Source organism: Corynebacterium sp. HMSC05H05, assembly GCF_001807265.1.
Taxonomy (GTDB): Bacteria; Actinomycetota; Actinomycetes; order Mycobacteriales; family Mycobacteriaceae; genus Corynebacterium.
Genome location: NZ_KV788388.1, coordinates 120,423 through 146,599 on the forward strand (window position 1 = coordinate 120,423; position 26,177 = coordinate 146,599).

Sequence of the window (26,177 nt, forward strand, 5' to 3'; positions counted from 1 at the left end):
ACAAAGAATTTCGATTGTGCTGAGGGCAATGTACCGCAGCGCACCGCTCGCCGCCCCGCATTTCGCCTATCGACGTTCCTTCGGTTACCCCCCTTTGATCACCAACTCCGAGAGCCGTACTTCGCCGGCCGCATCGGAGGCATCCAGGTCGACAGTCCCGTGCAATTGGAAAGCATTGTCGCCCTCCGGGTCTTTGATGATCTGCGTGACTCTCCAGGACCTACCCGTGGTGTCCGCCAGATGGAATAATTCCGGCCCCCGCGCGTCGGGGCCCAGGTCGACGTCGTCGTATTCGTCGAAGTAGTCGTCCATCGCTCCCGGCCAGTCCACCCGGGCATCCGGCTCCAGATACTCCAGCATCTCCGCCAGCTGGTCCTCCTTTTCATAGGCGAACAGTTCCACCAGGCGGAAGAAGTAGTTGCGCACCATGATGGTGAAGGCGCGTCGGTTCGCTGTGAGCGCAGTGGGATCTTCCACTCCGAACGCGAGCTCGCGGTCGATGGTGTCCTGGCTGACCGGCTGGTCGTCCCCAGTCATGTGCGCCCATTCGTCGATGAGCGAGGAATCCACCTGCCTGATCAACTCGCCAAGCCAGACAACAATGTCTTCCAGCTCCTCGTTCATGTACGCGTCCGGGATGGAGTACGACAGCGTGCGCCACGCGTCAGTGAGGTAGCGCAGCACCACGCCCTCGGAGCGGGCCAAGCCGTAGGTGGCGATGAGATCCGAAAACGTCATTGCGTGCTCGATCATGTCGCGCACCACGGACTTCGGCGACAACTCGAATTCCTTAGCCCAGGGGTTGCCCTGGGTGAACGTGTCGAACGCCTCGTCCAGCTCGTCGGCGAGCGGTTTGGGGTAGGTCACGTCCTCGATGATGGCCATGCGTTCTGTGTAGTCCACCCCTTCGGCCTTCAGCGCAGCGATCTCTTCGCCGCGGGCCGCAGTTTGCTGGGCCTGCAGCAGCTGGCGCGGATCGTCCAGAATGGCCTCGAACGCGGAGATCACGTCCAGCGCGTAAGTCTCCGACTCCGGGTCCAGCAAAGTGAGAAATGCCAGCGCGAAAGGGGAGAGCGGCTGGTTCAGCGCGAAGTCGCGGTCCAGCTCCTGGGTGAGCGTGTACGGGCGGAATGCGGGAGAGTCCGGCGTGCGTTCGACCACTCCGGCATTGATCAGGCCGCGGAACAGGTTAACGGCCTGGATGATGTCGCGGTTTTGTTTCGCGCGTGGGTCGTGGTTCGTACGCAACAGATGGCGCATGTGCTCGTAGCCGTTACCGGGCCGCGCCACAACGTTGAGCAGCATGGAGTTGGACACCTTGAACTGGCTGGTCAACTCCTCCGGCTCGGCAACCTTGAGGCGTTCGAAGGTGTTCTCGGACCAACTGACCTCGCCGTCGCGGGCGGATTTTTTGCGGATCTTCTTCAGCTTCTTCGGGTCGTCGCCCGCCTTCCGGCGCAGCTTCACGTTCTCGATCTCGTGCTCGGGCGCCTCGACCACGACGGTGCCCTCGGTGTCGTAGCCCGCACGTCCGGCACGCCCGGCGATTTGATGGAACTCGCGGGACTTCAGGATGCGCTGGCGGGTGCCGTCGAACTTGGCCAAGCCCGTGATCAGCACCGTGCGGATCGGCACGTTGATGCCCACGCCCAACGTGTCGGTTCCACAGATGACTTTGAGCAACCCGGTCTGGGAGAGCCGCTCTACTAATCGGCGGTATTTCGGCAGCATGCCCGCGTGGTGGACACCGATGCCGCGGCGGACCAGTTTGGACAGGGTTTTACCGAAGGTCGTCGTAAAGCGGAAGTCCCCGATTTCCTCCGCGATGCGCTGCTTTTCCTCGGGAGTGATGATGTTCATGCTCGTCAACGCCTGGGCACGTTCCGTGGCCTCACGCTGGGAAAAGTGCACCACATAAATGGGTGCCTTGTTGTCCTCCAGCAACTCCTCGATGGTCTCGTGCACCGGGGAAAACACGTAGTGGAAATCAAGCGGCACCGGACGCTCCGCGCCGCCGACGTACGTGGTCTCGCGGCCCGTGCGCTCAGTGAGATCCTTCTCTAACCAGGCGGTGTCGCCGAGCGTGGCTGACATGAGCAGAAACTGTGCCTTCGGCAGCTCGAGCAGGGGCACCTGCCACGCCCAACCACGCTCCGGCTCGGAGTAGTAATGGAACTCGTCCATCACCACTTGGTCGATCCGGGCGTCCTTGCCTTCGCGCAATGCGATGTTGGCCACGATCTCTGCTGTTGCAGCGATGATCGGGGCATTGGAGTTCACGGTCGCATCACCCGTCATCATGCCGACATTCTCCGCGCCGAAAATCTCGCACAGAGCGAAGAACTTCTCGCTCACCAGGGCCTTGATCGGCGCGGTGTAGAACGAGCGCTGGCCGCGCGACATCGCGATGAAGTGCGCGGCGTTGGCCACCATCGACTTCCCCGAGCCGGTGGGGGTGGCCAAGATGACGTTATCGCCCGCCAGCAGTGCTAGCGACGCCTCTTCCTGCGCTGGATACAACGAGATGCCGCGGGATGTCGTCCACGAGTTGAACGAGTCCCATACAGCATCCTCGAACAGCGATTCAGGGGCCTGCGCAATGTCTTCAAGCAAATCGGTCAGCATCACAGCATTCACCGTAGCCGACCGGCCGACACGCTAACGGGGGTCGTCGCCGTCCCCGCCGCGGTTGTCGTCTCCGGTGGAACCCCCTTGGTCGTCGTCAAGCGAGCGCTCGGGGGCAGATGGATCGATGAAGAAGTGGTCGCGCAGGCGCTGATCGGCCTCCTCGCTGTGAGGGAGGCTGCGCTGCTCGTCGCGGTCCCGGTCCTCGATGGCGGTGAGGTAGTTCTCAAATGCCTCGCTGATCTCCTCGCCGCTGGGCATCTGCGCCTCACCCGGCATCATCGCCTGCGGGTGACGGTCCCGGTACTCCTGCATTTCACGGTCGTAATGTTCTTCGAGAGCCTGCACGACGTTCGTGATCTCATCCGAATTATGCGTCTGCTCCGCGAGCTGCTGCGACACCCGGCGCATGTCCGCTTCCAAAGAGCGCAGCGGGAACTGCAGCTTCGTGGAATCCTCGACGGACTGCAACAGCTGGAACGTCGCGTGCGGGTACGGCGATGCGGCCACGTAATGCGGCACGTGCGCGGTGTAGCCAGCGACCGGGCGGCCGCGCTTGTGCAGCTCCCGCTCGAGAAAGACCGATGCAGACCCCGGCACGCTGACCATGCCGTCGAAAGTGAACATTGAGCCGACCAATTCGCGGTCGTTGCCGTGAGCGGAAACCACCAGCGGGCGGGTGTGGGGTGCTCCCATCGGTGCGGCGTAGAGGCAGATGGTCTTACTCACGCCAAAGCGTTCTGCGAGATCCGCTACAGCATTACTGAACGCCTCCCAACGCAGATCCGGCTCCGGACCGGAGAGCAATAGGAAGGACTGACCCTTCTCATCGCGGACAACGCGCATATCCAGCTGCAGGTCCGCGACATCAGTGATCTCGGCATGCGCCAGTGTCACCGTTGGGCGGCGGGAACGGTAATCAATCAGCTCGTCGTTGCTGAAGGTAGCCACCGTCCGCGACTCCAATGCAGCCTTCAGGTGGTCTGCTGCAGACTCAATGGCGTGGCCCGCATCGGCGTAACCGTGCATCGCGACGATAAGGGCAGGGCCGTTTTGCGCCTCCCCGCTCACCTGCGGAGCTGGGTACTCAAGTTCGTACATGCGACGTTCCTGCGTCATGGTCTTCGGCCTCCTGGTTTTAATCGCCTTACCGGCTGTAGTGCTCCTCCCACACAACGGTTGGCGGCGCTGGATCATTCCATTGTGCCCGACGGGCGGCCGGACACCGGCACCGCGGCCTGAGCGTCCCGTATGGAAAGGCGTTGAGGAAACTTCGCGGCCGCATGGAACCGGCGCGCCGTTGCCAGCGTCTAACAGTTATGGATATTCAGCCACAACCGCATGAAACAAACCGACCGACCAGTCCGATCACGCCATACCCGAGTGCGCAGCTTCTGCGCTCGCCTGCGCAACTCATCGCGTCGATCCCAGCAGCGCTGGGCTACTTTCCAAACGAGGCAGTAGTGCTCATCAACGCATACAGCCCGCCGGGAGCCTCTCCGGCGTTGGAAATTGGAGCCTACGTCGATGCCGATGTGGGAAACACCGAAAGTATTCAACGCGCGCTCCAGCGCATCCCGCTTATCCGACATGTGGCCACCTTCGCAGTGATCGTGACTCGTGTTCCGGAATCGCAGATGGTTGCGGCCGCTGCGGAAGGATTGCGAATGGCGGCGGACGCTTTCGGGGAGATCGTCGAAGCCTGCTGGATTGTCTCCGAAATCGCAGACGGCACGCATTACCAACTCGTATTCGGCCCAGACCCGGACACAGCCCAGGCAGTCTGGGAATGGAGCGAAGAGTACGAACAGGGCACGGTGACATCGGTCGCGGCGGCAGAACCGATGCGCCCGCTAATCGACCACGGGGTCCTGCCCGAGCTGCATAAAAGCGAAGTGTTTTCCCACTTCGATCCAGTATGCGAAGCTGATGTGGAGATGGGGGAGACGCTGGCTCCCAGCGCCTGTGAGCGCGGCACCCAGCTGTTCGGTTTTCTCACAACGGCTCCACAGGCTGCCCGAGCGCAGATCAGACAGGCATGCGATACCTATATAGCCGCGCCAAACGCCCGGCTCATCGACACCGAAGGCAGCCTCATTATCGACGACGTGTTCACCAGCGTGGACGATGTCGAGTTAGTTGCCGCCATGCTTTCTGGCAGCAGATTGCGCGATTTTCTCATCGTCGATGCGCTCGAGCGGCCGCGGGCGGCAGGGGCAGTGCTATTAACTATCGCCCGAAACTTTAGTGGTGTAATCAGGGCGAACGCACTGTGCCTATGGGGCATGATCGCCCTGTCGCAAGGGCTCATCGGCTGGGCCACTACAGCGCTGGCGTGCGCAGAAAACGAAGTGCCAGGACACAAGCTATCCGGACTATTGAGCAGCGTGATGGACATTGGGCAAGGCCAATCGCTGCTCGAATTGTGCCGTCAAGGATGTCTAGACACTTGGAGTGAACTCGAAGGGTGATGTCGACTCCACGAGGTTCAGCCAGCTGTTGCGCTAGCGTGCTGCATGCGACTGGCCACCGAGCTGCCGGGTGAACTCCCAGGCGTCCTCGACAATCGTTCGCAGCTGCGTTCGTGTCGGGTTCCAGCCGAGGGCATCGCGGATCTTCTCCGAAGACGCGATCAGCGTCGCCGGATCCCCCGCTCGGCGTGGAGCAACCTCCGCCGGAATTGCGTGGCCGGTGACCTCGCGGCACACCTCGACAACCTCGCGCACTGAATATCCGTCACCGGAGCCCAGATTGTAAATCTGGTGCGTGCCGGGGGAGTTGGCCTCGAGCGCGAGCACGTGCGCATCTGCGAGATCCCGGATATGGATGTAATCGCGCACGCACGTGCCGTCCTTCGTCGGCCAGTCGTCGCCGTACATCATGATCTTGTCGCGGTAACCCATCGCCACCTGCAGCACGATGGGGATCAGGTGCGTCTCCGTTATGTGATTCTCCCCGATACCGTTGTATGCGCCGGCGACGTTGAAATAGCGCAGACTGGTCGCGCCCAGACCGTAGGCATTGCAGTACGACGTGATCGCGTGATCAATGGACAACTTCGTCGCACCGTACGGGTTGGTCGGCCGGGTGGGGGCATCCTCGGTGATAGGCACAACTTCGGGCTCGCCGTACGTGGCTGCGGTGGAGGAAAAGACCAGCGAATTCACGTCGTGCCGACGCATTGAATCAAGCAGCGCCAAGGACACATCGAGGTTGCCGTGCCAGTACTTGGCAGGATCCTCCATGGACTCGCCGACGAGCGACTTCGCGGCGAAGTGCAGCACGCCGTCCACCTGCCCGCTGCCGTCCGCAGCAAGCACATCGTCAATGACGTCGCGTATCTCCCCCTCGACAAACGTGGCGCCTTCCGGCACGGCGTACCGGTTGCCGGTGGATAGATCGTCCACGACGATCACTTCGTGGCCCGCCTCGAGCAGCGTGGCAGCGCACACGCTACCCACGTAGCCAGCACCGCCGGTGACGACAAGCTTCATGGAGATCCTTTCTGTGCCTTCTAGTCCTGACGCTCCACGCGCAGGGCGTGCGAGACATCCGCGGTGAGCACGAACGTCTCGCCCTCATCGGTGGAGACTTCTAAAGCGCCACCCTCCAAAGGATGCAGATCGACGGTCTGGCCCACAAGCTGCCCCGCGGCCTTAGGCAATGCGCCGTCCTGCAGAATCTCGCTGATCTGCACCACCGTTGCGCGCACCGGTTCTTTGAGGCGAAGATCGCTGGCACGGGTGCCCGCTTGATCGGCGGTGCTAGCAGTTGCGCCCAACTCGTCGAGCGCCGGGATCGGGTTGCCGAAGGGGGAGCGGTCAGCGTTGTCCAGCACCGCGACAACTCGGCGCTCCACCTCTTCGCTCATCACGTGCTCCCACCGGCACGCCTCTTCGTGGACCTGGGCGAGGTCAAGCTTCAGTACGTCGGTAAGCAGCCGCTCCGCAAGACGGTGTTTGCGCATGACGGCGGTGGCACGTCGACGCCCTTCCTCGGTCAACGACAGGGAACGGTCGTGCTCGACCACGATCAGGCCGTCGCGCTCCATGCGCGCGACCGTCTGCGAGACGGTGGGGCCGGACTGTTCGAGGCGTTCCGCGATTCGCGCACGCAGAGGCGTAATACCTTCCTCCTCCAGTTCGTAGACGGTGCGCAGATACATCTCCGTGGTGTCAACAAGGTCACGCACTGTGATGCTCCCTTCCAATCGCGGTGCTGGTTAGAGGTCCGAAAACCATGTGGGCAATACTTTAGCCCAGCCCCCGTGGCGGTATCGGTGAACCTGGAACGGGCTGCTGGGCTGGACTATTCGGGTGGCCGTATCACTTACAGCGCGTAGTCGCGCAGACGGTCCGCGCGTTCGCCGGCGCGCAGCTTCGCCATCACCTCGCGCTCGATCTGGCGGACGCGCTCGCGCGAGAGACCGAACCGGCGGCCGATCTGGTCCAACGTGCGCGGCACACCGTCGGTCAGGCCGTAGCGCATGCGGATGACATCCTGCTCGCGCTGCTCGAGCCCGTTGATAATGTCCTCGATATCGTCGTGCCGCAGGGTGGTTACTACTGCGTCTTCGGCGTCGGTGGCTTCGGCGTCTTCAATGAAATCGCCCAACGGCGCTTCCTCGTCCGCGCCGACCGGCATGTCCAAGCTCACCGGGTCGCGCGACTGGCGCAGCAGCATCTCAATCTTGGATTCCTCGATGCCGGATTCCTCCGCCAGCTCCTCGTTCGTGGGCTCGCGGCCCAAGGACTGGTACATCTCGCGGCGGATGCGGGAGAGTTTGTTCACCTGCTCCACCAGATGGACTGGGAGACGGATCGTGCGCGACTGATCCGCCATACCGCGCGTGATCGCCTGGCGGATCCACCAAGTGGCATAGGTGGAGAACTTGAAACCCTTGGAGTAGTCGAACTTTTCCATCGCGCGGATCAGGCCCAAGTTGCCTTCCTGGATCAGATCCAAAAGCGGCATGCCGCGGCCGGTGTAACGCTTCGCCAGGGACACCACGAGACGCAGGTTGGCCTCAAGCAGGTGGGCGCGGGCCTTACGGCCTTCCTTCGCCAGAATCTTCAAGTCGCGCTTCTTTGCGCGGGTCAACTTCACCTCCGGGTCGTCCAATAGACGCTGCGCGTACAGGCCAACTTCAATCTGCTGGGCGAGCTCGACCTCCTCCTCAGCGTTGAGCAGGGCTGTCTTGCCGATGCCGTTGAGGTAGACGCGGACGAGGTCCGCAGAAGGGTTGTCGTTGGTCTGATTCCGCCGGCTACCGCGGTCGACGGTCTCCCCGGATTCTTGGGTTCCCTGTGCAGCGTGATCCGGTTGGGTCATGTGGCAACGCCTCCTCGGACTAGGTGGAAAAGCTGGATGGGACAGCTGGGCAGTCTAGATGGGCAACGCTCGGCTGTCGCCTGGTGTTCCCACCCGTGAGAAATATATTCAGATCACGCTTCCACGATGACGGTAAAGGGGCCGTCGTTGACGCTTGCCACCTGCATCTGCGCGCCAAAGCGGCCCTCTTCGACATGGATGCCGCGCGAGCGCAGCGTCTCGGCGATTTTGCCGATCACCGGTTCCGCGGCGTCGCCCGGTGCCGCGTCACTCCAAGACGGGCGCCGTCCTTTCGCCGTGCGGCCCATCAGCGTGAACTGGCTGACCAGCAACACCGGAGCGCCAGCGTCTTCCACCGAGCGTTCGCCCTCGAGAATGCGAAGCTCCGCGATCTTGCGGGCCACCGTCTCCCACGCATCATCCGCATCGTCGCGCCCCACGCCAACGAGAGCGAGGATTCCGCCGGTATCGGGGCAGTCGATCACTCCGACGGTTTCGCCGTCCACGGTCACCGACGCGCTTGTCACACGCGTAAGTACAGCCTTCATTGATGCTCCGATCTGTCTATAGGTGAGTCAGTTGCGCGATTTCAGCGGGCAGGATCAGCCCGTGGCGCACGAGGTCGACCACAGCGCCTGCCGCATCCGCTTCAAGCTTGTCGACGTCCTCCGGTTGCCCCAACCCGCGCGACGCCGCATACAGGCCGACTACGTCCCGCAACGGCAGACCGTTCGGGTGCAGCCCCGAGATCAGCGAGAGGATGCCCGCATCGATGGTGTGGGAGAACCGTGGCCCGTCGGTGCGGGTGATGCGCAGCGTTTCGTCCGCGAACCCCATGCCGAGGTCGGTGTCCGCGAGCTTGATGTCTTCCAGTGCCACGGTGGGCCGGACCACGTAGTTCGCATCGAGGACGCCGTCGCGGTCCTTGTCGCGCAGCCACGCGGTGCGGGTGAAATACTCTTCCGCCTCCGGGCCGAGCGGGTCTGTAAACGGCTGGGAAAGCTCCTCGCAGGTGATCTCGCTGGGAGCATCGCCAATGTCCTCCAGGAGGATCCAGCCAAAGCCCACCGCATGGACATCGTTGTCCGAAAAGTGGTCGAGCCACTGCACGGTGCGCGCGACACCGTCGTCTGAGCGGGGATCGATGGACTCGTCGCGCAGCCACGTGGAGACGTACATGCCGGGATCGACCACGTCGCGCTGCAACACCCAGGCGCTCACGCCGTGGGAGGGCAACCAGGATGCGACGCGGGCCTGCCAGGACTCATCCAGCACATGCACCCACGAACCGAGAATGAACGCCCGTCCGCCCTCGGCGAGGTGGTCCGGTGCCTGGTTGAGCACCAGCTCAGTCGCTCCGTCGAGGTCCAAACCAGAGTCGCGGTAGACATGGCCCACCTCCGGCAAGCCCACAACAAACGGCGGGTTGGCCACAATACGGTCGAATGTCTCGCCTTGCACCGGCTCGAACCATTCACCCTCTCGCAACTCCACGTTATCCACGCCGTTCGCCCGCATGGTGGCCTCGGCGAATTCCAGTGCGCGGGCGTGGACGTCGGTTGCCACCACCCGCGTGGCGGCGTCTGCCTGCGCAAGCGCCTGGATGCCCGAGCCGGTGCCCAAATCCAGCACTGAATCCACCGGGGTGCACGGCGTGGCGGACAGCAGCGACAGTGACGCCGACCCGACGCCGAGGACGTGGTCGCGGCCCGGTACGTGATCGGTCATGGACGCGTCGAGGTCGGACAGCATCAACCTCGGCTTGCCGGCGACCACGTGGGGACGCACGTCAACGGCGATGCGGTACGTGGACGAGTCGGCGACGGGCAGGACCAAATGGTCGTCGATAAGCGATAGCGCGAGCTTCGGGGTGAGCATGTCGCCGAGCGCCTCCGCTGTGGCCGGACGGCGCAGCAAGAAGAACCTGATCAGGCGCGACAGGCGCGCGTCGTCGGAACATGCGGCCAGAACCACTCCCGGCTCACGGCGGTACAGCGCCTCGGTGGCCTCCGGACCCAGGTGCGCCGCGATGCCGTCCGCACTGAAACCAGCCGCGCTGAGCTCGTCGGCGAGCACCTGGGCAACTGCGGGAAGATGAGGGGAGAGGTCTCCAGGGTCAGTCACGTATAGCTCCTGCAGTACGAGAGGGTTATTCGTCGTGCTCGATGATAGCGGGGGAGCTGCCCCGGTCTTTCTCCGCCGAATCCAGCGCCGCTCGCTGCTGCTGCGCCAGCATCTGCTGCTCCTGGCGGGCCACGGCGGGCTTATACACGTTCTTCTGGCGGGAATCCCGCACCTCTCCCTGCGCGTTCCCGCGCACCACGGCGATCCACGGCAACGGGACAGACACCACAAACAAAATGCCGGCGAGCACCCACCAATTCGCCCACGCCGCAGCCACTGCCGCGACGATGAAGGGCAGACGCAACCCTTGCAAGACGGCGTACTGCTTCTCTCGCGACTGCCGGTTCTGCTCCGGAGTGAAAGAAGCATCCGTGATCAGCGCGCGGGACTTCCTGCTCCGGCGTAAGCGGCGGGAGGCGCGCCCAGTGGATGCATGGTCGTTGGCGCTCATGAACTCTGAGGTTAGCCCTCCGGCTTAACCTCTCGCCCAAATTGGGGCATGATGGTTGCCGTGAATACGACGACGAAGACGCTCGAGCGCCCGGATCTCAAGGAAGACACCTCGTCGACCACGGACGACGGGACCCCCAAGTTCTTCCACTACGTGAAGAAGGACCAGATCGTCGATTCCGCCATCTCCGGCAAAATGGTGGTGGCGCTGTGCGGCGAGACCTTCCCGGTGAAAAAGCAGGCCAAGCCCGGCTCGCCGGTCTGCCCCGACTGCGAGCGGATCTACAAGGGGCTGCGCCGCAAGTGACCGCCGCGACTTCTGGGCCCCAGCTGCGCAAATGGCAGCAGGAGGCCCTTGATTCGTTTCTCCGTGACAAGCCGCGCGACTTCATGGCCGTGGCAACCCCGGGCGCGGGCAAAACAACCTTCGCGCTGACCTTGGCATCGCGCCTGAAAGAGGACAAGACTGTCCAGCGCATCATCGTCGTCGTGCCCACGGAGCACCTGAAGCACCAGTGGTCCGATGCCGCGAAGCGTTTTGGTCTATCCCTGGACCCAAATTTCACTAACTCTTCAGCCGTCAACGCCTCCTACGACGGCATTGTGGTCACGTATGCGCAGGTGGGTATGCACCCGTTCAAGCACCACGCTGTGGCGTCGGCGCGCCGCACGCTGGTGATTCTGGACGAGATCCACCACGCGGGCGACTCCAAGAGCTGGGGCGACGGCGTTTACGAGGCCTACAACGACGTCGAGCACCGCCTGGCACTGACCGGTACGCCGTTCCGCTCCGACGACTCGCAGATCCCGTTCGTGCGCTATGTCGAGGACGGCGAAGGCCACCTGGTTTCGGAAGCCGACTACACCTACGGCTACTCGCATGCGCTCGCCGACGGCGTGGTGCGCCCGGTGGTGTTTCTCGCGTACTCCGGCGAGGCACAGTGGAAGGACTCGGCGGGTGAGGAGTACTCCGCGCGCCTTGGTGAACCGCTGAACGCCGAGCAAACCACCCGCGCCTGGCGCACCGCGCTCGACCCGAAGGGCGACTGGATCGCCGCGGTGCTCACCGCCGCGCACACCAGGTTGATGAAGATCCGCGCCAACATGCCGGACGCAGGCGGATTGGTCATCGCCACGAACAAGACCACCGCCCGCGCCTACGCAAAGATCTTGGAGAAGTTGTCCAACACCCCGGTGACTGTGGTGCTTTCCGACGAGCCCGGCGCCTCCGACCGCATCGACGAGTTCTCCGCTTCGCGCGACGAGTGGATGGTGGCGGTGCGCATGGTCTCCGAAGGGGTGGACGTGCCGCGCCTGTCCGTGGGAGTCTACGCCACATCAGCGTCCACCCCGCTGTTTTTCGCGCAGGCGATCGGCCGTTTCGTGCGTTCCCGCATGCCGGGCGAGTCCGCGTCGGTGTTTCTGCCCTCCGTGCCGGTGCTGCTGCGCCTGGCGGAGGAGATGGAGGTCTCGCGCGACCACGTCCTGGGCAAACCCCATAGGGAATCAGGCTGGTCGGACGAGCTGCTGGACCAAGCCAACCGCACGCAGACAGAACCGGACGACATGCCGTCCTACGAATCCATCGGCGCGTCCGCCGAGCTGGACTCGCTGATCTTCGACGGCTCCACCTACGGCACGCCCACCCAAGCCGGATCCGCCGAAGAGCAGGACTTCCTCGGCCTGCCAGGGCTGCTCGACGCGGATCAGGTGCGCACACTTCTTGCCAAGCGGCAAAGCGACCAATTGGATGCCCGCGACGCAGAGGAGCGGGCGCGCAAGGCAGAAGAACGCAAGGCGCGGGAACGGGCGGAGGTGCTCGGCGAGCCGGTGAAGAAGCCCGATGCGGTCCAAGATTCAGCCGCCCCCAGCGCCACAACCGCCGCGGACGAAATCCCCGCGCTGCGCAAAGAGCTGAACACGCGCGTGGCTATCGCCGCCGGCAAAACCGGCCGGCCCCACGGCGCGATCCACACCGAGGTGCGCAAAGCCTGCGGTGGACCGCCGACCGCACTGTGCAACGCCGAACAGCTGCGCGAGCGCATAGCCTTCCTGCGAGACTGGTAGTCCCGGCGGTAGGGTGGCGTGCACCGCAATGAAACGAAAGGATTTGTGATGAGCACCCCTTACAACGGCCAGAACCCGAACGGCCAGAATCCGAACGGCGAAAACCCCTACGGTGGCGACCAGTACGGCACCAACCCGGCAGCCGGCCACCCGGAGGGCGTTTCCAACTACGGCGACTACACCGGCCACGAGCAGCTGCAGCCGGACTACACCCGTGGCGAGCCGGGCCACGCCGGCTATGGCATGGCGGGGAACAACTACAACCAGGCACCCACCTCGTACGGCTACGAGGCAGCCGCGCCGCAGCAGAACAACGGTGTGGCTCTTGCCGCGATGATCCTGGGCATTTTGTCCCTGCTGGGGCTGCTGTTTCTCTTCCCGGGTCTTATTCTCGGCGTGATTGCGCTGATCCTGGGTATCGTCGGTGTGAAGAAGGCGAACTCCATCGTCGGCCCGGGTTCCCGCAAGGGCATGGCGATCTCCGGCATCGTCATGGGTGCCATCGCCACCATCCTGTCCGCCCTGATGCTGATCTTCGGTTTCTCTGTGGCGAAGCAGCTCTTGGACGACGGCGTCTTCGAGGCGTGCGAGCAGTTCCAGGGCGATAGCGCCAAGTACCAGTCCTGCATCGAGGACGAGGTTGATAAGAGCCTGAACAACTAAGCGCTTTGCTTTTCGACGGCTAACGCCCCGACCACGATCGGTCGGGGCGTTTATGCGTTGCAGGGCAAACCCACGCTGCGGGTTAATCCAGATAGTCGCGCAGTACCTGGGAGCGCGACGGGTGGCGCAGCTTCGACATGGTCTTGGACTCGATTTGGCGGATGCGCTCGCGCGTCACGCCGTAGACCTGCCCGATCTCGTCGAGGGTGCGCGGCATGCCGTCGGTAAGCCCGAAGCGCAGGCGCACAACGCCGGCTTCGCGCTCGGACAGCGTGTGCAGCACGTCCTGCAGCTGGTCCTGCAGCAGCGTGAACGACACCGCGTCCACAGCCACGACAGCCTCGGAGTCCTCGATGAAGTCGCCGAGCTGGCTGTCGCCCTCGTCGCCGATGGTCTGATCAAGCGAGATCGGCTCACGGGCGTACTGCTGGATCTCCATCACCTTTTCTTCAGTGATGTCCATTTCCTTCGCCAGCTCCAGCGGGGTCGGCTCGCGGCCAAGATCCTGCAGCAGCTCGCGCTGGATGCGGCCGAGCTTATTAATGACCTCGACCATGTGCACCGGGATACGGATGGTGCGGGCTTGATCCGCCATCGCGCGGGTAATGGCCTGGCGGATCCACCAGGTGGCGTAGGTGGAGAACTTGTACCCCTTGGAGTAGTCGAACTTCTCTACCGCGCGGATGAGACCGAGGTTGCCCTCCTGGATCAGGTCCAGAAACGCCATGCCGCGGCCGGTGTAGCGCTTCGCTAGGGAGACCACCAGACGAAGGTTCGCCTCCAACAGGTGGTTTTTCGCCTTCCGCCCATCGCGCGCAACGGAACGCAGGTCGCGCTTCACCGCTGGGGTGAGTTTCGCGTCCTTGTCACCTTCGGCGGCCGCACGCGCCATCTCGTCGAGGCGGTACTGCGCGTACAGTCCGGCCTCGATGCGCTTTGCTAGCGACACCTCCTGCTCCGCGTCGAGCAGGGCCACCTTGCCGATCTGCTTGAGGTAGGCGCGCACCGAGTCAGCGGAGGCCGTCAGCTGCGCGTCCTTGCGTGCCTGGCGCAGGGCAGCGGACTCCTCGATGTCCCAGACAGAAGAACTGCTGTCTTCCTCGTCGTCTTCGTCGTCCTCGGCGTCATCTTCGCCCAGGCCTTCCTCATCCTCACCGTCGTCGCCGAGTGCGTCGTCGATGTCCTCATCGAAGGCCTCGTCCTCGTCGCCGATCTCCGGGTCGTAATCCGCATCGCCGTCAACGTTTTGGACCTCGTCCTCCAGCTCGTCGGCATCCGCGGCTTCCTTGACCGCCTTAGTTGCCTTCTTCGCTGTGGCCTTCTTCGCAGTCGTCTTCTTCGCGGTTTTCTTAACGGCCTTCTTCGCAGTCTTTTTCGCCGTCTTCTTTGCTGCCTTCTTCACCGTCTTTTTGGCGGTCTTCTTCGCGGTTTTCTTCGCAGCCTTCTTGGCTGTCTTCTTCGCGCTGGACTTGGCAACGCTGCCTGCGCCACCGTCGGACGAAACTGCAGTCACGTCGTCGGCATTGTTGCTTGAAGCTTCGCTGGCTACCACGTACGCCCTTTCGAGTCAATCGGACCTTACCACTGGCAATCCAGGGTACGTATGCGTCCAAAAATTTTCAGAACGCCAATATTAACAGCCGTCCACGCGGAGTATTCCGTGCCCCGCGGACCGACCGTTGAACGGCAACCACCGTACATCAACCCCCGGGTGGGGTTACGGTGCGACATGGTCCTGGGCGGCCATCGCGGCTCCCACGATGCCGGCCCGGTTGCGCAGCGCTGCCGGAACCACCGGGGTGTCCACGGTCAAAAGCGGCACCCACTTGTCCGCGTGCCGGGAAATGCCGCCACCGACAACGAACGCCGTCGGGTTAAACAGCCGGTCGTATTCGTGAAGGATTGTATCTACGCGCTTGGCCCACTTTTTGTAGCTGAGCTCATCCCGGTCTTTCGCGGCGGAAGAGGCGAAATGCTCGGCCTCGGTGCCGTCGATAAGCATGTGCCCGAGTTCCGTGTTGGGGAACAAGGTGCCGTCAACCAGAAACGCGGAACCAATGCCGGTGCCGAAGGTGAGGAAGATAACCGCGCCACTGCGGGCGGCATCGTCGCCGAAGGCGACCTCGGCAATGCCCGCCGCGTCCGCATCATTGAGTACAGAGACGGCCTCGCGGCCCAGCGCTTCGGTGAAGAGACCGTGCACGTTGGCGCCCACCCACGACGCATCGATGTTGGCTGCGGTGCGCGCGACCTGCTGGGTCACCACTGACGGGAGAGTGATGCCGACCGGGCCCTCCCACTCGCATTCGCCGACGATCTGCCTGACAACCTCGGCAACCGCCTCCGGGGTCGCGGGCTTAGGGGTGGCAATCTTTACCCGCTCGCCCACAAAATCGCCGGTTTGCAGATCCACCACGGCGCCCTTCACGCCGGAACCGCCGATATCAACACCGAAACCCAGAGCCTTTTGCGTCATGGAGTGGAAGTGTACAAACGCAAAGCAACCCCCGCCTTGCAAGCGAAGTTTTCGACGCCTGAGCAGGAAAGATGACAGGGCTATGTGTTTGACCTAGTATTCCGCTCAAATAACGACATTCAGGCCCCTTCCAGGGGCGACCACGCTGAGCTGGAGGACACACCACCATGGCCACCGATTACGATGCGCCGCGCCGCCGCATGGACGATGAAATTGAGACCGACTCCTTGGAAGGCCTCAAGGCTGCTGAAGTAGCTGGCAGCAGCATGGATGACGACGGCGAGATCGTGGAACCGGTGGAGCCTCCGACCCAGGACCTGTCCGGCGAGGAGCTCAACGTCGAGGTCAAGCCGCGACAGGACGACGAGTTCACCTGCGCATCCTGTTTCCTGGTGCAGAAGAACAAGCGCCTCGCCTACACCGAGGACGACGGCTCGAAGATCTGCCTCGACTGCGAGTAAGCAATCGCTTATCGACGGCTAAAGGGCGGCCCCACCTTGTCAGGAGGGGCCGCCCTTCGTCATTCGCGGTGTTGTCCGGGTTGTCCGGATCGTCCGGCTACCCGGCAGCAGTGCCGGGTGCGAAAGCCGCCAACACCTCCTCGGGGTTCTTCGAAGAGATCAGCCAGTACGGCGTTGGGTCCTCTGGGTCGTCCAGAACGATGAGGACATGCTCACTGACCCATGGGCGCGAGACCAAAAACGCCGCCGGGTCCAACTGGCGTCCCAGCGCATTCTGGCGGGCGGAACCCGGCACCACCATCGAGCGCGACACCACTGTGTTTGGCAGATTCGCGTCCTCCACGAGTAGCCAGCGCGTACCGTCAGGGTCTTGCTCGACGCTTACTGTGGTGCGCGACAGCCAGAACAAAAACCACGCGAAAAGTGCCGTGAATAGCACTAGCGGAACCGCGAACCACCAAACGTTGCGGTTGAGGCCGAACTGCCCGGCGAGCAACAGGGCGAGCCCGGCGAGGGCAGCCCACCAATACCAAGGCACCCACTGGCGCTCCGTGTACAACACCTTTGCCTTGGGTGCCGTCGCAGCTGGTGCTGCATCCTCGGAGCGGGGGTTTGAAGGGGTCGATGCGGTCTCACTCACGTACTCCACAATAGGCGGGCCCTGTGCAGGGGCATACTTGCGCGCCAACTGCGGGGGAGGGCGGCCCAATGCCCTGGCCCAGTGCACTGGCGCCCCGGGCGGAGTGGCTTGGCGTCTCTGGCGGAGTGGCGCCGCGGTAGCGGCACTGACGTAGTGTGGGGCGGGTGGAGAACCAAAACAGCACGTACAGCACCTACGGTGGCGATTCGCTGCCGCCGATCCCAGTCAAGCGCCTTGATCCGGAGCTTCCCATGCCAATGCGGGCACACCCGGAAGATGCTGGCGCGGATCTGTATTCCGCAGAAAACTTGGTTTTGCAGCCGGGGGAGCGCGCGCTGGTGTCCACCGGAGTGGCCGTCGCGCTACCAGTGGGCACGGTCGGCCTCATCCATCCACGCTCCGGCATGGCTGCCAAGCACGGGTTGAGCATCGTCAACACGCCCGGGACCATCGACGCGGGCTACCGCGGAGAGCTGAAGGTCTGCCTGCTCAACACCGACCGTTCCGAGCCGATCGAAATCACCCGCGGGATGCGGATCGCACAGCTCGTGATCCAGCGCGTCGAGTTGGTGGGGTTCACTGAGGTTGAGGCGCTGGACGAGACACAGCGCGGCGACGGCGGGTACGGCTCGACCGGTACGCACTAGCGCCGCGTGCCCCGACTACAGTCAATAGCGGCAAACACAAGAATTACACTCATCTGCGACCACCGATTTAGGGAGTGACCACCGATGGCATTTTGGCCGTTTGGCAAGAAAAAGAAGAAGCAGAAGCAGGAGAATCCTGTAGAGTCCTCGCCGCTCGAACCGAAGCAGGACCAGCCCGCGGCTGAGTCCGAGGCAGCGTCTGCAGTTGAGGCGGCTGAGGAGGCTTCGCCCGTCGAAACGCAGGAAGCTGCCCCCGCGGCCGCGCCTGTCGCCTCGGCCGCGGCTGGTGTGGAAGCGCTGACGGACTACGACCCGGTGGGAGGCTCCACCGGCCCGTTCGACGGCGACAACGTGGACATCGAGGACTTCGACTTCTCCGACTTTTCCAACGTCACCTTGAACCTTGGCTCGATCCGCGTCCCGCTGCCGAAGGAATCCCAGGTGCAGGTGGAGATGGGCGAGCAAGGCCCGAAGATGGTTCACGTGGTTACCCGCTACGGCCGTATCACCCCGGTCGCATTCGCCGCGCCGCGCACCGGCGGCCTCTGGGAGGAGTCTTCGGAGGAGATCATCGCGGGCATGCGCTCCGAAGGCATGCCGGTGGAGATCCAGCAGGGCCCGTGGGGCCAGGAGATCGTGGGCACCGGAACGAACGGTGTCATCCGTATCATCGGCGTGGAGGGCCCGCGCTGGCTCTACCGTGTCACCCTGGCAGCTCCGACCGGCTCGGAAGACCAACTCGCCGAGATCGGCCGCGAAACTGTCGCCCGCTCCTTTGTTTACCGCGGTGATGACCCGATTCTGGCCGGCAACTCCCTGCAGGTTGTTTTGCCCGCGCAGCTGGCGCAGCAGGTGCAGGCTGCGGCTGAGGCGAAGGCGCGTCAGGGCCAAGCGTCCGCGCAGGCACCGGCGGAGGGCAACCCGAACGCACTGAGCGATGCGCTGAAGCAGATAATCGCCCAGAACGTTGAGAATCAGAAGCAGCTGCAGGAGTTGCGCGAGCGTCGCGCCGCAGGCGGCAGCACTAAGGCAGGCGGCGACGCCCCGTCTGCTGCCGAGTAAGTGGCGGAGATGGCTCATAGCACCGGTGCGCCCGCTGTCAAGGCCGGCGAGCCGGTGCGCTTGCGTGTCCGGGCTATGGCGCACGGCGGCGAAGGCATCGCCGACGCGCCAGACGGGCGTGTGGTGTTTGTCCGTGACGCAATCCTCGGGGACACGGTGGCGGCGACGCTGACGAAGGTGAAGAAGCGTTGGGCCCGCGCAGAGACGACCGCTGTGCTCGAGCCTTCGCCGCACCGCGTCGATCCCACTTGCCCCGCGGCTGCCGCGGGCGCGGGGTGCTGCGACTTTTCCCATATTGACGCAGACGCGCAACTCCGGCTCAAGCGCGAGGTGCTGCTTGGTCAGCTGGGCGCGCTGTCATCCCGTTCCGGAGTACTTGACAGCGTCGATCTCGGCTCAGTGGAGGCGGTCCAGCTCCAGCCGGCGACCGGGTGGCGCACCCGCGCCAGGCTGGGCGTGGACCGCCAGGGCAACGCCGGAATGCGGCGGGCGCGTTCCACCGAGGTCGTGGCAGGTGTGCAGTGCACCCAGCCAGTGCTGGGCTTACTCGACGGGATCGTCGGGGAAGCAGCCGACAGCTTCACTCCCGGCGCAGAGCTCGTTGCCGCAGTCGATTCAGACGGTAGCCGGCACGTGGTGGAGACTCAGGCTGCGCAACGCGGACGCCGCGTGGAGCGCGTCGAGCGCGTTCTTGAAGGTCCAGGTGAGCTGGTAGAGCGGGTGCGCGGGTTCGACTTCGTCTTCCCGCCAACTGCGTTCTGGCAGGCGCACCAGAAAGCACCCGAGGCGTATTCCGACGTGATTGCCCAGTGGGGCGCGGGTGAGTACACGCGCCGCGTGGGTTGGGACCTTTACGGTGGCGTCGGGGCGCTCGTTCCAGCGATGAACGAGGCGCTCGGTGGTGGCCGGATTGAGTCTGTGGACTACTCCAGCGCCGCAACCTCCCGCCGCCAGCAGGTCACAGCTTCGTGTGATGTGCGCGTGCACCACGGCGATGCGGCGGCGGTCGTGGGCGAGTTGGAGCGCCCGGGGCTGGTTGTGCTGGACCCGCCGCGCGCGGGCGCGGGTGCGGACGTGGTTCGTGCGATCGCTCAGGCAGCACCGGAGCGCATCATCCACGTCGGCTGCGACCCGGCAACATTCGCGCGCGACCTGGCGGGTTTTGGCGAACACGGCTATTGCGTTAAGCAGATGAAGCTTATCGACGCGTTTCCGAACACCCACCACTTCGAAGCAATCGCGGTGCTTGAGCCGGTGTAGCGGGACGAATCTTCGTCTGAGCGCCAGCGTGTAAACTAGCGTGAACGAAACGGCAGCTGCGCCCAATCCGGGCGCGCCTGACAATGCGAAGGAGTACGACGGGACTGTGGCACTGCTTGAGCATATTGCGACGCCAGCGGATGTCCGCAAGCTCTCTCCTGCGCAGCTCGACGATCTGGCCGGCGAGATCCGCGAGATGTTGATCCAGAAAGTCTCTGCAACCGGCGGCCACCTCGGCCCGAACTTGGGTGTGGTGGAGATGACCATCGCGCTGCACTACATCTTCGACTCGCCGAACGACCCGATTATTTGGGACACGTCCCACCAGTCGTACGTGCACAAGATCCTCACCGGGCGCGGTGGGCAGTTCGACACGCTGCGCAAGAAGGGTGGTCTTTCGGGCTACACCGCGCGCGCGGAGTCGGAGCACGATTGGACCGAGTCCTCGCACGCCAGCGCGTCGCTGTCCTATGCGGACGGCCTTGCCAAGGCGAAGGCGTTGAAAGGCCGGGACGGCGACAACGTGGTCGCCGTCGTCGGTGACGGGGCGTTGACCGGCGGCATGTGCTGGGAGGCGCTGAACAACATCGCGGCGGCCAACCGCAATGTGGTGATCGTTGTCAATGACAACGGCCGTTCCTATTCACCGACCATCGGCGGGTTTGCCAACAACCTGACAAAGCTGCGCGACCAGCTTGCGGCGCTTCGCATGCAGCCGGCGTACGACGAAGTGATGGAGTCCGGCAAAAAGACGCTGAAGTCCATGGGCTGGGTGGGCGAGCGCACCTTCGACGCGCTGCATGCGCTCAAAGAGGGCGTGAAGTACCAGGTGCTGCCCACCGAAATGTTCCCGGAGCTGGGCATGAAATACGTCGGCCCTGTTGAAGGGCACGACATCAAGAGCCTGCTCAACGCCTTCAAGTACGCGAAGCGCTACGAAGGCCCGCTGATCGTGCACGTGGTCACTGAGAAGGGCCACGGGTTCGCCCCGGCTGTGAACAACGTGGCTGATCAGATGCACTCCACGGGCGTGATTGATCCGGTGACTGGACAGTCGCTCGCCACATCTGAGCCGGGCTGGACTTCTGTGTTTACTGAGGAGCTGTTGCGGGTCGGCCACGAGCGCGATGACATCGTGGCCATTACCGCCGCGATGGCGGGACCGACCGGCCTGCAGCCTTTTGCGGAGCAGTTCCCGGACCGGTTCTTCGATGTAGGCATTGCAGAACAGCACGCTGTCGCATCCGCGTCGGGCATGGCGCTGGGCGGCTTGCACCCGGTTGTTGCGGTCTACTCGACGTTCCTGAATCGCGCCTTCGACCAGCTGCTCATGGACGTGGGGCTCATTGATCAACCTGTGACCCTGGTGCTGGACCGGGCGGGCGTGACCGGGTCGGACGGTGCCAGCCACAACGGTGTCTGGGACATGGCTATCGCTTCCATCGTTCCGGGGATCCGGATCGCAGCGCCGCGCGATGCAGCGCGTCTGCGCGAAGAGTTCTCCGAGGCTATCGCGGTGGACGATGGGCCGACTGTCGTCCGCTTCCCGAAGGGGGCGGTCGGCTCCGATATTGATGCCTTGGAGCGACTCGCCGGCGGCACTGACGTGCTGGCGCGTCCGGAAGGCGAGGGCGCCGGGGACGAGATCGATGTGCTGATCGTTGCCGTCGGCGCATTTGCGAAGTACGGCCTCGAAGTCGCAGGAGCGGTGCGAGCCGACGGCATCCGTGCAACCGTGGTGGACCCGCGCTGGGTCGTCCCCGTCTCCTCCGACGTGCTGGAATTGGCCACGGAAGCAGACCTTGTGGTGGTGTACGAAGACGGCGTGGTCCGCGGTGGCGTTGGCTCCGCCGTAGCAGAGGCTCTCGCCGCAGCGGAGGTGGATACCCCGGTGCGCCAGCTCGCGTTTCCGGACATCTTCCCGCTGCACGCATCGCGCGGCGAGATCTTGGAGGAGTACGGCCTCGACCCCGCATCGGCTGCCAAGCAGGTCCGTGAGTGGGCGGCGAGCCTCGCGGATCAGGACGCTTAGGTCATTTGCGTCATCTCGGCGTGCGCCGCAGCCAAAATTGGTGCGGTGATTTCCACTTGCCACGGCCGCGCACCCGCTTTTTCCAGGGCCGTCGCTGCTTGATGGGTGTCCCAGGCGGGGCCGCGGCCAGGGGCGTGCCACACCGTCTCCCGCAGGATCGCGGGGGTGAGAAGAATGTCCGGCCGGATGTCCAAATCCTCGGCACTCGCGGCGATGTCTTTGCGGCACAGTTGGAGCATCTGCCACGATTCCGGGTAGTGGCGTTCCCACCCGGACTTTGACGGGGTGCCGTTAGCCCGCGCGTCTCGGCGCTGAGGCCACGTGCCAGGGTCAGTAGCCAAAGCGCGCTCGACCACGCCGAGCCAGCGCCGGACCTCCCGTGGCGGTAATCCCTTACCGCCAACCGCACGAGTTAACCCGCGAGGTGAGTCAGGCTCCGCGAGCGCAATATCAACCAGTGCCCGGTTTGGTAGCAGGCGCCCGGGGGCGATGTCGCGTTGCTCGCTCAATTGCTCGCGGGCGTGCCAGAGCTCGCGGGCGACTTGGAGTCCGGACTGGTCCCGCAATGTAGAAAGTCCCTTGATATCGCGCCAGGACTTCTCAGGGCGCGGAGCCAACGAGTAGACGGTGATGAGGTGCGCGAACTCTTCGAATGCCCAGCGCAGCTTGCCTTGAGCGTCGAGGACTTCCGTGAGCGCTTCGGCCAGCTCGTTGAGGTATTCCACGTCGAGTGCGGCGTAGTCCTGCCAAGCGCGGGGCAGAGGCGTGCGGGACCAGTCTTCGTGGCCGTGTCCCTTCTCCAGTTCCACGCCGACGAAACGCTCAACCATCGCCGCGAGGTTTGGTCTGTCGTAGCCGACAATGCGGGAGGCGAGCTCAGTGTCGAAAAGGACGCCCGGGTGCAACCCGAGCAGCGCCAGACTGCGCAGATCTTCGCTGGCCGCGTGGATGATCCATTCTCCGCCGTTGAGAACAGGGCCGAGAATGTCCCGTACCTCGTCGCGGTGACCTTCGGGCGCGATCAGGAACGTGCCTGCGCCGCGACGGCGCACTTGCACGAGGAAGGCCCGGTCCCCGTAGCGGAACGACGAGGCGCGCTCAGTGTCAACAGCAAACGGACCGCGGCCGTGCGCGAGTGCGCCCGCCGCTTCACGGAAGGCGGCGGGCGTGTTTACAAGGTGGTAGTCCAGCCGTGCACTCATCAGGTGAGATTTTAGCGCGGACCGAGCTGGGCCACACCTTCCGGAGGCAAACCTGCGACGTGCGCCAGAACCTTTGAAAACGCCTCGACGTGGTGCTGAAGGTCGGTGCCTTCAGCTGTCCAGGAAGCGCGCATTTCCAGCTGGTACGCGCGAGGCGGCCCACCAATCTCGCCGAACCGCACCGAGGCAGTCGACGTGACGGTGCCGCCGAGGTTGGTGTGGCGCGCGCCAGTTTCGGCCAAGGACTCGTTGAGCCACTGCCAGGCCACGTCCGGCAGCAGTGGGTCGGAAGCGACAGCGTCGTCCATATCCGCCTGGATGTAGGCGACCAGGCGCATGGAGCCCTCCCATGCCTCTTCGGCGGCGGGGGAGTGCAACAAGATCAGGCGGCCGAACGCATCGCTTTCAGAGTTCACCGGGACGTTCTCTTCGTCCGCATGCGCGACTTCTAGGCCGACGGCGTGACTAAACGGTGCGGGGCGCTGCGGAGGGCGGATAGTGCCCAGGGTGATCTCGGGGCGCAGGCGCGCCGCGTGCATGGATTCGACGGCCGCGCTGAATTCTGCGGGCCAGGAATCGCTGTTGCCGTGGTCGTCCCTGTTGGCGCCCGCGCCTCCGGCGGACATGGGGGAGGTGGTGTCCGGTTTCATCACAGGGTCAAACGTATCCAGCAACCCGCGTCGTTGGGGGAGGCGCGCCGTGAGTGTCGCAACCTAGGGCGTAGAATGTCCTACGACTTTTGTTTGATCTGCCGTGCGGCAGGAAAGGGGCAAAATCCATGGCCAAGCTCGACTTTGACAAACTCAACGCCACGCAGCGCTTCTTGCAGTTCGCGGTGTTCCGCGCAGTCCCCGGGGTGCTTGGCACCGAGCGCAGCAAGCTTATCGACGAAGCTCGCGCCTTCTTCACCAACCTTGAGCAGGAGGGCGTGGTCACGGTTCGCGGCATCTACGACAACACCGGGATCCGCGCCGACGCCGACTTCATGATCTGGTGGCACGCCGAGGAGTTCGAGGATCTGCAGAAGGCCCTCGCGGACTTCCGCCGGGAAACCGCTTTCGGTCAGAAGGTGGAACTGAGCTGGATTGGCAACGGGCTGCACCGTCCGGCTGAGTTCAACAAGTCCCACCTGCCCAGCTTCATCATGGGTGAGGAGCCGGGGGACTGGATCACGGTCTACCCGTTCGTGCGCTCCTACGACTGGTACGTGATGGAGCCGGAAAAGCGCCGCCGCATCCTTGCGGAGCACGGCATGGCGGCCCGCGATTTCGCGGATGTGCGCGCCAACACCGTGGAAGCGTTCACACTCGGCGACTACGAGTGGATGCTCGCATTCGAGGCGCCGACGCTGGAGCGTATCGAAGCGTTGATGAAGACCATGCGATACACCGAGGCCCGCCTGCACGTGCGCGAAGAGATCCCGTTCCAGACGGGCCGCCGCGTGGGCGACATCGGCGAGATCATCTCGGTGCTGCCCTAAGCGGCCTCGCACCGGAGGCGGCGCCGTCAAAGCAATTGCTTGACGGCGTCTTTTCTACGCTTCGTCGAGCGTCAGCGAGATAGAGTTGATGCAGTAGCGCAGATCGGTGGGGGTGTTGAAGCCCTCGCCGGCGAACACATGGCCCAGATGGGAGTGGCAGTTGGCGCACAACACCTCCGTGCGCACCATGCCGAGGGAAGTGTCCTCGCGCTCGATGACGGCGTCGCCCGCCAGCGGGGAGAAGAACGAGGGCCAGCCGCAGTGGGCGTCAAACTTCTCGGTGGAACGGAACAGCTCGGCACCGCACGCACGGCAGCGGTATACGCCCTCGGTGGTGGTGTTGGTGTATTCGCCGACACCTGGGGGTTCCGTGCCTGCCTCACGCAGAACGTGGAACTCCTCCGGGCTGAGCTTCTCACGCCACTGCGCGTCGGTGAAGTCCTTGAAATTCGTCATCGCCCAATCCTTTCCCTCGGAGCGAGCAAGGTTGGCCTAGACAATACCCACGCGGCGCACGCGACAATAAACACGGCCCACCCGGCTGTGGGTAAAAACGTGTTGAGCCAACTGCCGGTCAACGGATGATGCGGGCTAGACCAGCTCAGAGGGGAAAGGCACAGCGTCGCACCGAGCCAAGCAGGCCAGCTGCGCAGGGGGCTATCCGGAGAGAACACCGTAAACAGCGCGGGAAACAGCATCATGGAGTAATAGGCCTGTCCTAGAGAGGACAGCAGACAGACCCCGGCGAGCAGCACTCCGGAGCCCACAGCCAGGTAGAGCAGCTCTTGGCTGTGGCGCACGCGCAATAGCCCGAGCACCGCCCCTGCGACCGCGACAGCCAGCACCACGAACAGTGCGGCTTTCGCCCAGCCGGGCATGCCGAAGTACACGGCGAAACCCGGCAGGGAAGAGTTGGCGTAGTCGCGCGTGACCTTCAAATACGGAACAACCACATCGAGGTAGTCGCGGGCGCTCGGGGTCAGCGGCCACGCGATGAGGTTCATCATCACAGGAACACCAATCGCTCCGAGTGCGGGGCGCCAGCGAAACTGCAGCAGCGGCAGCACCAGCAGCGGGGCGAACATCGGCTTGACCAAAATGGCCAATCCCAGCACCACACCCGCGCTGGTGTCCCGGCGGGAAAGAAGCAGCGCGATAAAGGCAACCAAGGCGAGCAGGAGTATGCCGTTGATGTTGGAAAACACCAGCGTGTTTGTCACCGCCTCGGTGCAAAAGGCCAGTGCTATCGCGACAGGCAACGTTGGCCCGGAAAGCGGGCGGCCTGAAAGTTTGGTCAGCCACGCCAAAGCGGCGATGATGCACGCGGCGTTGACCGCGATGAACAGCGGGCGCGCCAGGTCTATGTCAGAGATCAGCCCCATCGGCGACAGCAGCAGGGTCGCGCCCGGGTTGTAAAGGTAGTGCGGATTGACGTGGCTGTAGACCTCGTTGTACACGGGGACGCGTTCCACGAATCGGCGCGCCGCAGACCACACTGTGGTGAAATCGTCCGTCACCGACCCCGTGCGCGCGAGAATACACAGCCGATGCAAGACCAGAAGCGCCGCGACAGGCCAGGCTGCAGCAGCGATCGCAGACGAGACACCGGCGCTCTGGGCAGCCGGCTGGGCCTGCACTGCGGTTGAACCCGCTGCGG

At 64.0% G+C, this 26,177-nt stretch carries 25 protein-coding genes; 10 read left to right on the forward strand and 15 right to left on the reverse strand.

Translation table 11 applies throughout. The features are described 5' to 3' along the window. Positions 1-84: 84 nt before the first annotated feature. Positions 85-2,625, reverse strand: a complete 2,541-nt coding sequence (locus tag HMPREF3151_RS05490; protein ID WP_083290202.1) for a DEAD/DEAH box helicase — start codon at positions 2,623-2,625, stop codon at positions 85-87. A 33-nt stretch (positions 2,626-2,658) separates the two neighbouring features. After that, entirely contained in the window at positions 2,659-3,744 is a 1,086-nt protein-coding gene (locus HMPREF3151_RS05495; RefSeq protein ID WP_083290203.1) for a PAC2 family protein, read from the reverse strand. A 200-nt stretch (positions 3,745-3,944) separates the two neighbouring features. Here HMPREF3151_RS05495 and HMPREF3151_RS05500 point away from each other — a divergent pair, with 200 nt between their 5' ends. Further along, entirely contained in the window at positions 3,945-5,096 is a 1,152-nt protein-coding gene (locus HMPREF3151_RS05500) for a DUF4192 domain-containing protein (RefSeq protein WP_168160602.1), read from the forward strand. 33 nt (positions 5,097-5,129) lie between these two features. Here HMPREF3151_RS05500 and galE read toward each other — a convergent pair whose 3' ends face one another. From galE to HMPREF3151_RS05530, 6 genes are all read right to left on the reverse strand, one after another. After that, a complete protein-coding gene (gene galE / locus HMPREF3151_RS05505) occupies positions 5,130-6,119 on the reverse strand; it encodes a UDP-glucose 4-epimerase GalE (protein WP_070474293.1) in 990 nt (329 codons plus the stop codon). 20 nt (positions 6,120-6,139) lie between these two features. Continuing rightward, positions 6,140-6,817, reverse strand: a complete 678-nt coding sequence (locus tag HMPREF3151_RS05510) for a metal-dependent transcriptional regulator (RefSeq protein WP_070474296.1) — start codon at positions 6,815-6,817, stop codon at positions 6,140-6,142. Between the two features lie 137 nt (positions 6,818-6,954). Then, positions 6,955-7,956, reverse strand: coding sequence for a sigma-70 family RNA polymerase sigma factor (locus tag HMPREF3151_RS05515; RefSeq protein ID WP_070474299.1), 1,002 nt, complete (start codon positions 7,954-7,956; stop codon positions 6,955-6,957). A gap of 113 nt (positions 7,957-8,069) precedes the next feature. Further along, complete coding sequence (gene dtd, locus HMPREF3151_RS05520) at positions 8,070-8,504, reverse strand: D-aminoacyl-tRNA deacylase (protein WP_070474302.1); 435 nt, start codon at positions 8,502-8,504, stop codon at positions 8,070-8,072. Between the two features lie 16 nt (positions 8,505-8,520). Beyond that, positions 8,521-10,080: a DUF7782 domain-containing protein gene (locus tag HMPREF3151_RS05525; RefSeq protein WP_070474304.1), complete on the reverse strand. Its 1,560-nt coding sequence runs from the start codon at positions 10,078-10,080 to the stop codon at positions 8,521-8,523. Between the two features lie 25 nt (positions 10,081-10,105). After that, a complete protein-coding gene (locus tag HMPREF3151_RS05530) occupies positions 10,106-10,531 on the reverse strand; it encodes a DUF3099 domain-containing protein (protein ID WP_070474307.1) in 426 nt (141 codons plus the stop codon). Between the two features lie 51 nt (positions 10,532-10,582). Here HMPREF3151_RS05530 and HMPREF3151_RS05535 point away from each other — a divergent pair, with 51 nt between their 5' ends. Genes HMPREF3151_RS05535 through HMPREF3151_RS05545 form a run of 3 tightly spaced genes read left to right on the forward strand, consistent with a single transcriptional unit; the run spans position 10,583 to position 13,260 of the window. Beyond that, entirely contained in the window at positions 10,583-10,837 is a 255-nt protein-coding gene (locus HMPREF3151_RS05535; RefSeq protein WP_070474523.1) for a DUF3039 domain-containing protein, read from the forward strand. After that, positions 10,834-12,597 carry a DEAD/DEAH box helicase gene (locus HMPREF3151_RS05540; RefSeq protein WP_070474309.1) on the forward strand — a complete coding sequence of 588 codons (1,764 nt, stop codon included), beginning with the start codon at positions 10,834-10,836 and terminating at the stop codon, positions 12,595-12,597. The genes HMPREF3151_RS05535 and HMPREF3151_RS05540 overlap by 4 nt, the downstream gene beginning before the upstream one ends. Before the next feature lie 48 nt (positions 12,598-12,645). Continuing rightward, entirely contained in the window at positions 12,646-13,260 is a 615-nt protein-coding gene (locus HMPREF3151_RS05545) for a DUF4190 domain-containing protein (protein WP_070474312.1), read from the forward strand. Positions 13,261-13,342: 82 nt separating this feature from the next. On the opposite strand, the gene HMPREF3151_RS05550 is transcribed toward HMPREF3151_RS05545, so the two are convergent. Beyond that, positions 13,343-14,773: an RNA polymerase sigma factor gene (locus HMPREF3151_RS05550; RefSeq protein ID WP_246815211.1), complete on the reverse strand. Its 1,431-nt coding sequence runs from the start codon at positions 14,771-14,773 to the stop codon at positions 13,343-13,345. Between the two features lie 204 nt (positions 14,774-14,977). Further along, on the reverse strand, positions 14,978-15,736 hold the full coding sequence (ppgK, locus tag HMPREF3151_RS05555; RefSeq protein ID WP_070474318.1) for a polyphosphate--glucose phosphotransferase: 759 nt from the start codon (positions 15,734-15,736) through the stop codon (positions 14,978-14,980). A 167-nt stretch (positions 15,737-15,903) separates the two neighbouring features. Between ppgK and HMPREF3151_RS05560 the strand changes: the two genes are divergently transcribed. Beyond that, the gene (locus HMPREF3151_RS05560; protein ID WP_063936811.1) at positions 15,904-16,197 is read left to right on the forward strand and encodes a DUF4193 domain-containing protein; all 294 of its coding nucleotides are present in this window, start codon (positions 15,904-15,906) and stop codon (positions 16,195-16,197) included. A gap of 97 nt (positions 16,198-16,294) precedes the next feature. On the opposite strand, the gene HMPREF3151_RS05565 is transcribed toward HMPREF3151_RS05560, so the two are convergent. After that, positions 16,295-16,837 carry a DUF3093 domain-containing protein gene (locus HMPREF3151_RS05565; protein WP_070474526.1) on the reverse strand — a complete coding sequence of 181 codons (543 nt, stop codon included), beginning with the start codon at positions 16,835-16,837 and terminating at the stop codon, positions 16,295-16,297. Positions 16,838-17,001: 164 nt separating this feature from the next. Between HMPREF3151_RS05565 and dut the strand changes: the two genes are divergently transcribed. The 4 genes from dut to dxs all read left to right on the forward strand — a co-directional run bounded on the left by dut (position 17,002) and on the right by dxs (position 21,838). Further along, positions 17,002-17,484 (forward strand): dUTP diphosphatase, encoded by a 483-nt coding sequence (gene dut, locus HMPREF3151_RS05570; protein WP_256365527.1) that lies wholly within the window; start codon positions 17,002-17,004, stop codon positions 17,482-17,484. Between the two features lie 84 nt (positions 17,485-17,568). Further along, positions 17,569-18,546, forward strand: coding sequence for a DUF3710 domain-containing protein (locus tag HMPREF3151_RS11560; protein WP_083290205.1), 978 nt, complete (start codon positions 17,569-17,571; stop codon positions 18,544-18,546). Between the two features lie 9 nt (positions 18,547-18,555). Continuing rightward, positions 18,556-19,806, forward strand: a complete 1,251-nt coding sequence (locus HMPREF3151_RS05580; RefSeq protein WP_070474532.1) for a class I SAM-dependent RNA methyltransferase — start codon at positions 18,556-18,558, stop codon at positions 19,804-19,806. A gap of 106 nt (positions 19,807-19,912) precedes the next feature. After that, complete coding sequence (dxs, locus tag HMPREF3151_RS05585; protein ID WP_070474321.1) at positions 19,913-21,838, forward strand: 1-deoxy-D-xylulose-5-phosphate synthase; 1,926 nt, start codon at positions 19,913-19,915, stop codon at positions 21,836-21,838. Here dxs and HMPREF3151_RS05590 read toward each other — a convergent pair. Both HMPREF3151_RS05590 and HMPREF3151_RS05595 read right to left on the reverse strand, forming a co-directional pair. Then, positions 21,835-23,040, reverse strand: coding sequence for an HRDC domain-containing protein (locus HMPREF3151_RS05590; protein ID WP_070474323.1), 1,206 nt, complete (start codon positions 23,038-23,040; stop codon positions 21,835-21,837). The genes dxs and HMPREF3151_RS05590 overlap by 4 nt on opposite strands. A gap of 11 nt (positions 23,041-23,051) precedes the next feature. Then, positions 23,052-23,666, reverse strand: coding sequence for a DUF3000 domain-containing protein (locus HMPREF3151_RS05595; RefSeq protein WP_070474533.1), 615 nt, complete (start codon positions 23,664-23,666; stop codon positions 23,052-23,054). A 152-nt stretch (positions 23,667-23,818) separates the two neighbouring features. On the opposite strand from HMPREF3151_RS05595, the gene hemQ reads away from it, so the two are divergent. Next, the gene (hemQ, locus tag HMPREF3151_RS05600) at positions 23,819-24,520 is read left to right on the forward strand and encodes a hydrogen peroxide-dependent heme synthase (RefSeq protein ID WP_070474326.1); all 702 of its coding nucleotides are present in this window, start codon (positions 23,819-23,821) and stop codon (positions 24,518-24,520) included. A gap of 54 nt (positions 24,521-24,574) precedes the next feature. Here hemQ and msrB read toward each other — a convergent pair whose 3' ends face one another. Continuing rightward, complete coding sequence (msrB, locus tag HMPREF3151_RS05605; RefSeq protein WP_070474328.1) at positions 24,575-24,976, reverse strand: peptide-methionine (R)-S-oxide reductase MsrB; 402 nt, start codon at positions 24,974-24,976, stop codon at positions 24,575-24,577. Continuing rightward, positions 24,973-26,157, reverse strand: a complete 1,185-nt coding sequence (locus HMPREF3151_RS05610; RefSeq protein ID WP_070474331.1) for a glycosyltransferase family 87 protein — start codon at positions 26,155-26,157, stop codon at positions 24,973-24,975. Before HMPREF3151_RS05610 ends, msrB begins: the two co-directional genes overlap by 4 nt. Between the last annotated feature and the right edge of the window lie 20 nt (positions 26,158-26,177).

Coding starts and splice junctions, on each gene's coding strand:
- ppgK (WP_070474318.1), bottom strand. CDS start 15,736: ATGACGCAAAAGGCTCTGGGTTTCGGTGTTGATATCGGCGGTTCCGGC.
- HMPREF3151_RS11560 (WP_083290205.1), top strand. CDS start 17,569: ATGGCATTTTGGCCGTTTGGCAAGAAAAAGAAGAAGCAGAAGCAGGAG.
- HMPREF3151_RS05580 (WP_070474532.1), top strand. CDS start 18,556: ATGGCTCATAGCACCGGTGCGCCCGCTGTCAAGGCCGGCGAGCCGGTG.
- HMPREF3151_RS05515 (WP_070474299.1), bottom strand. CDS start 7,956: ATGACCCAACCGGATCACGCTGCACAGGGAACCCAAGAATCCGGGGAG.
- HMPREF3151_RS05490 (WP_083290202.1), bottom strand. CDS start 2,625: ATGCTGACCGATTTGCTTGAAGACATTGCGCAGGCCCCTGAATCGCTG.
- galE (WP_070474293.1), bottom strand. CDS start 6,119: ATGAAGCTTGTCGTCACCGGCGGTGCTGGCTACGTGGGTAGCGTGTGC.
- HMPREF3151_RS05495 (WP_083290203.1), bottom strand. CDS start 3,744: ATGACGCAGGAACGTCGCATGTACGAACTTGAGTACCCAGCTCCGCAG.
- HMPREF3151_RS05545 (WP_070474312.1), top strand. CDS start 12,646: ATGAGCACCCCTTACAACGGCCAGAACCCGAACGGCCAGAATCCGAAC.
- HMPREF3151_RS05500 (WP_168160602.1), top strand. CDS start 3,945: ATGGATATTCAGCCACAACCGCATGAAACAAACCGACCGACCAGTCCG.
- HMPREF3151_RS05590 (WP_070474323.1), bottom strand. CDS start 23,040: ATGAGTGCACGGCTGGACTACCACCTTGTAAACACGCCCGCCGCCTTC.
- HMPREF3151_RS05530 (WP_070474307.1), bottom strand. CDS start 10,531: ATGAGCGCCAACGACCATGCATCCACTGGGCGCGCCTCCCGCCGCTTA.
- hemQ (WP_070474326.1), top strand. CDS start 23,819: ATGGCCAAGCTCGACTTTGACAAACTCAACGCCACGCAGCGCTTCTTG.
- HMPREF3151_RS05595 (WP_070474533.1), bottom strand. CDS start 23,666: ATGTCCGCCGGAGGCGCGGGCGCCAACAGGGACGACCACGGCAACAGC.
- HMPREF3151_RS05560 (WP_063936811.1), top strand. CDS start 15,904: ATGGCCACCGATTACGATGCGCCGCGCCGCCGCATGGACGATGAAATT.
- msrB (WP_070474328.1), bottom strand. CDS start 24,976: ATGACGAATTTCAAGGACTTCACCGACGCGCAGTGGCGTGAGAAGCTC.
- HMPREF3151_RS05535 (WP_070474523.1), top strand. CDS start 10,583: ATGGTTGCCGTGAATACGACGACGAAGACGCTCGAGCGCCCGGATCTC.
- dtd (WP_070474302.1), bottom strand. CDS start 8,504: ATGAAGGCTGTACTTACGCGTGTGACAAGCGCGTCGGTGACCGTGGAC.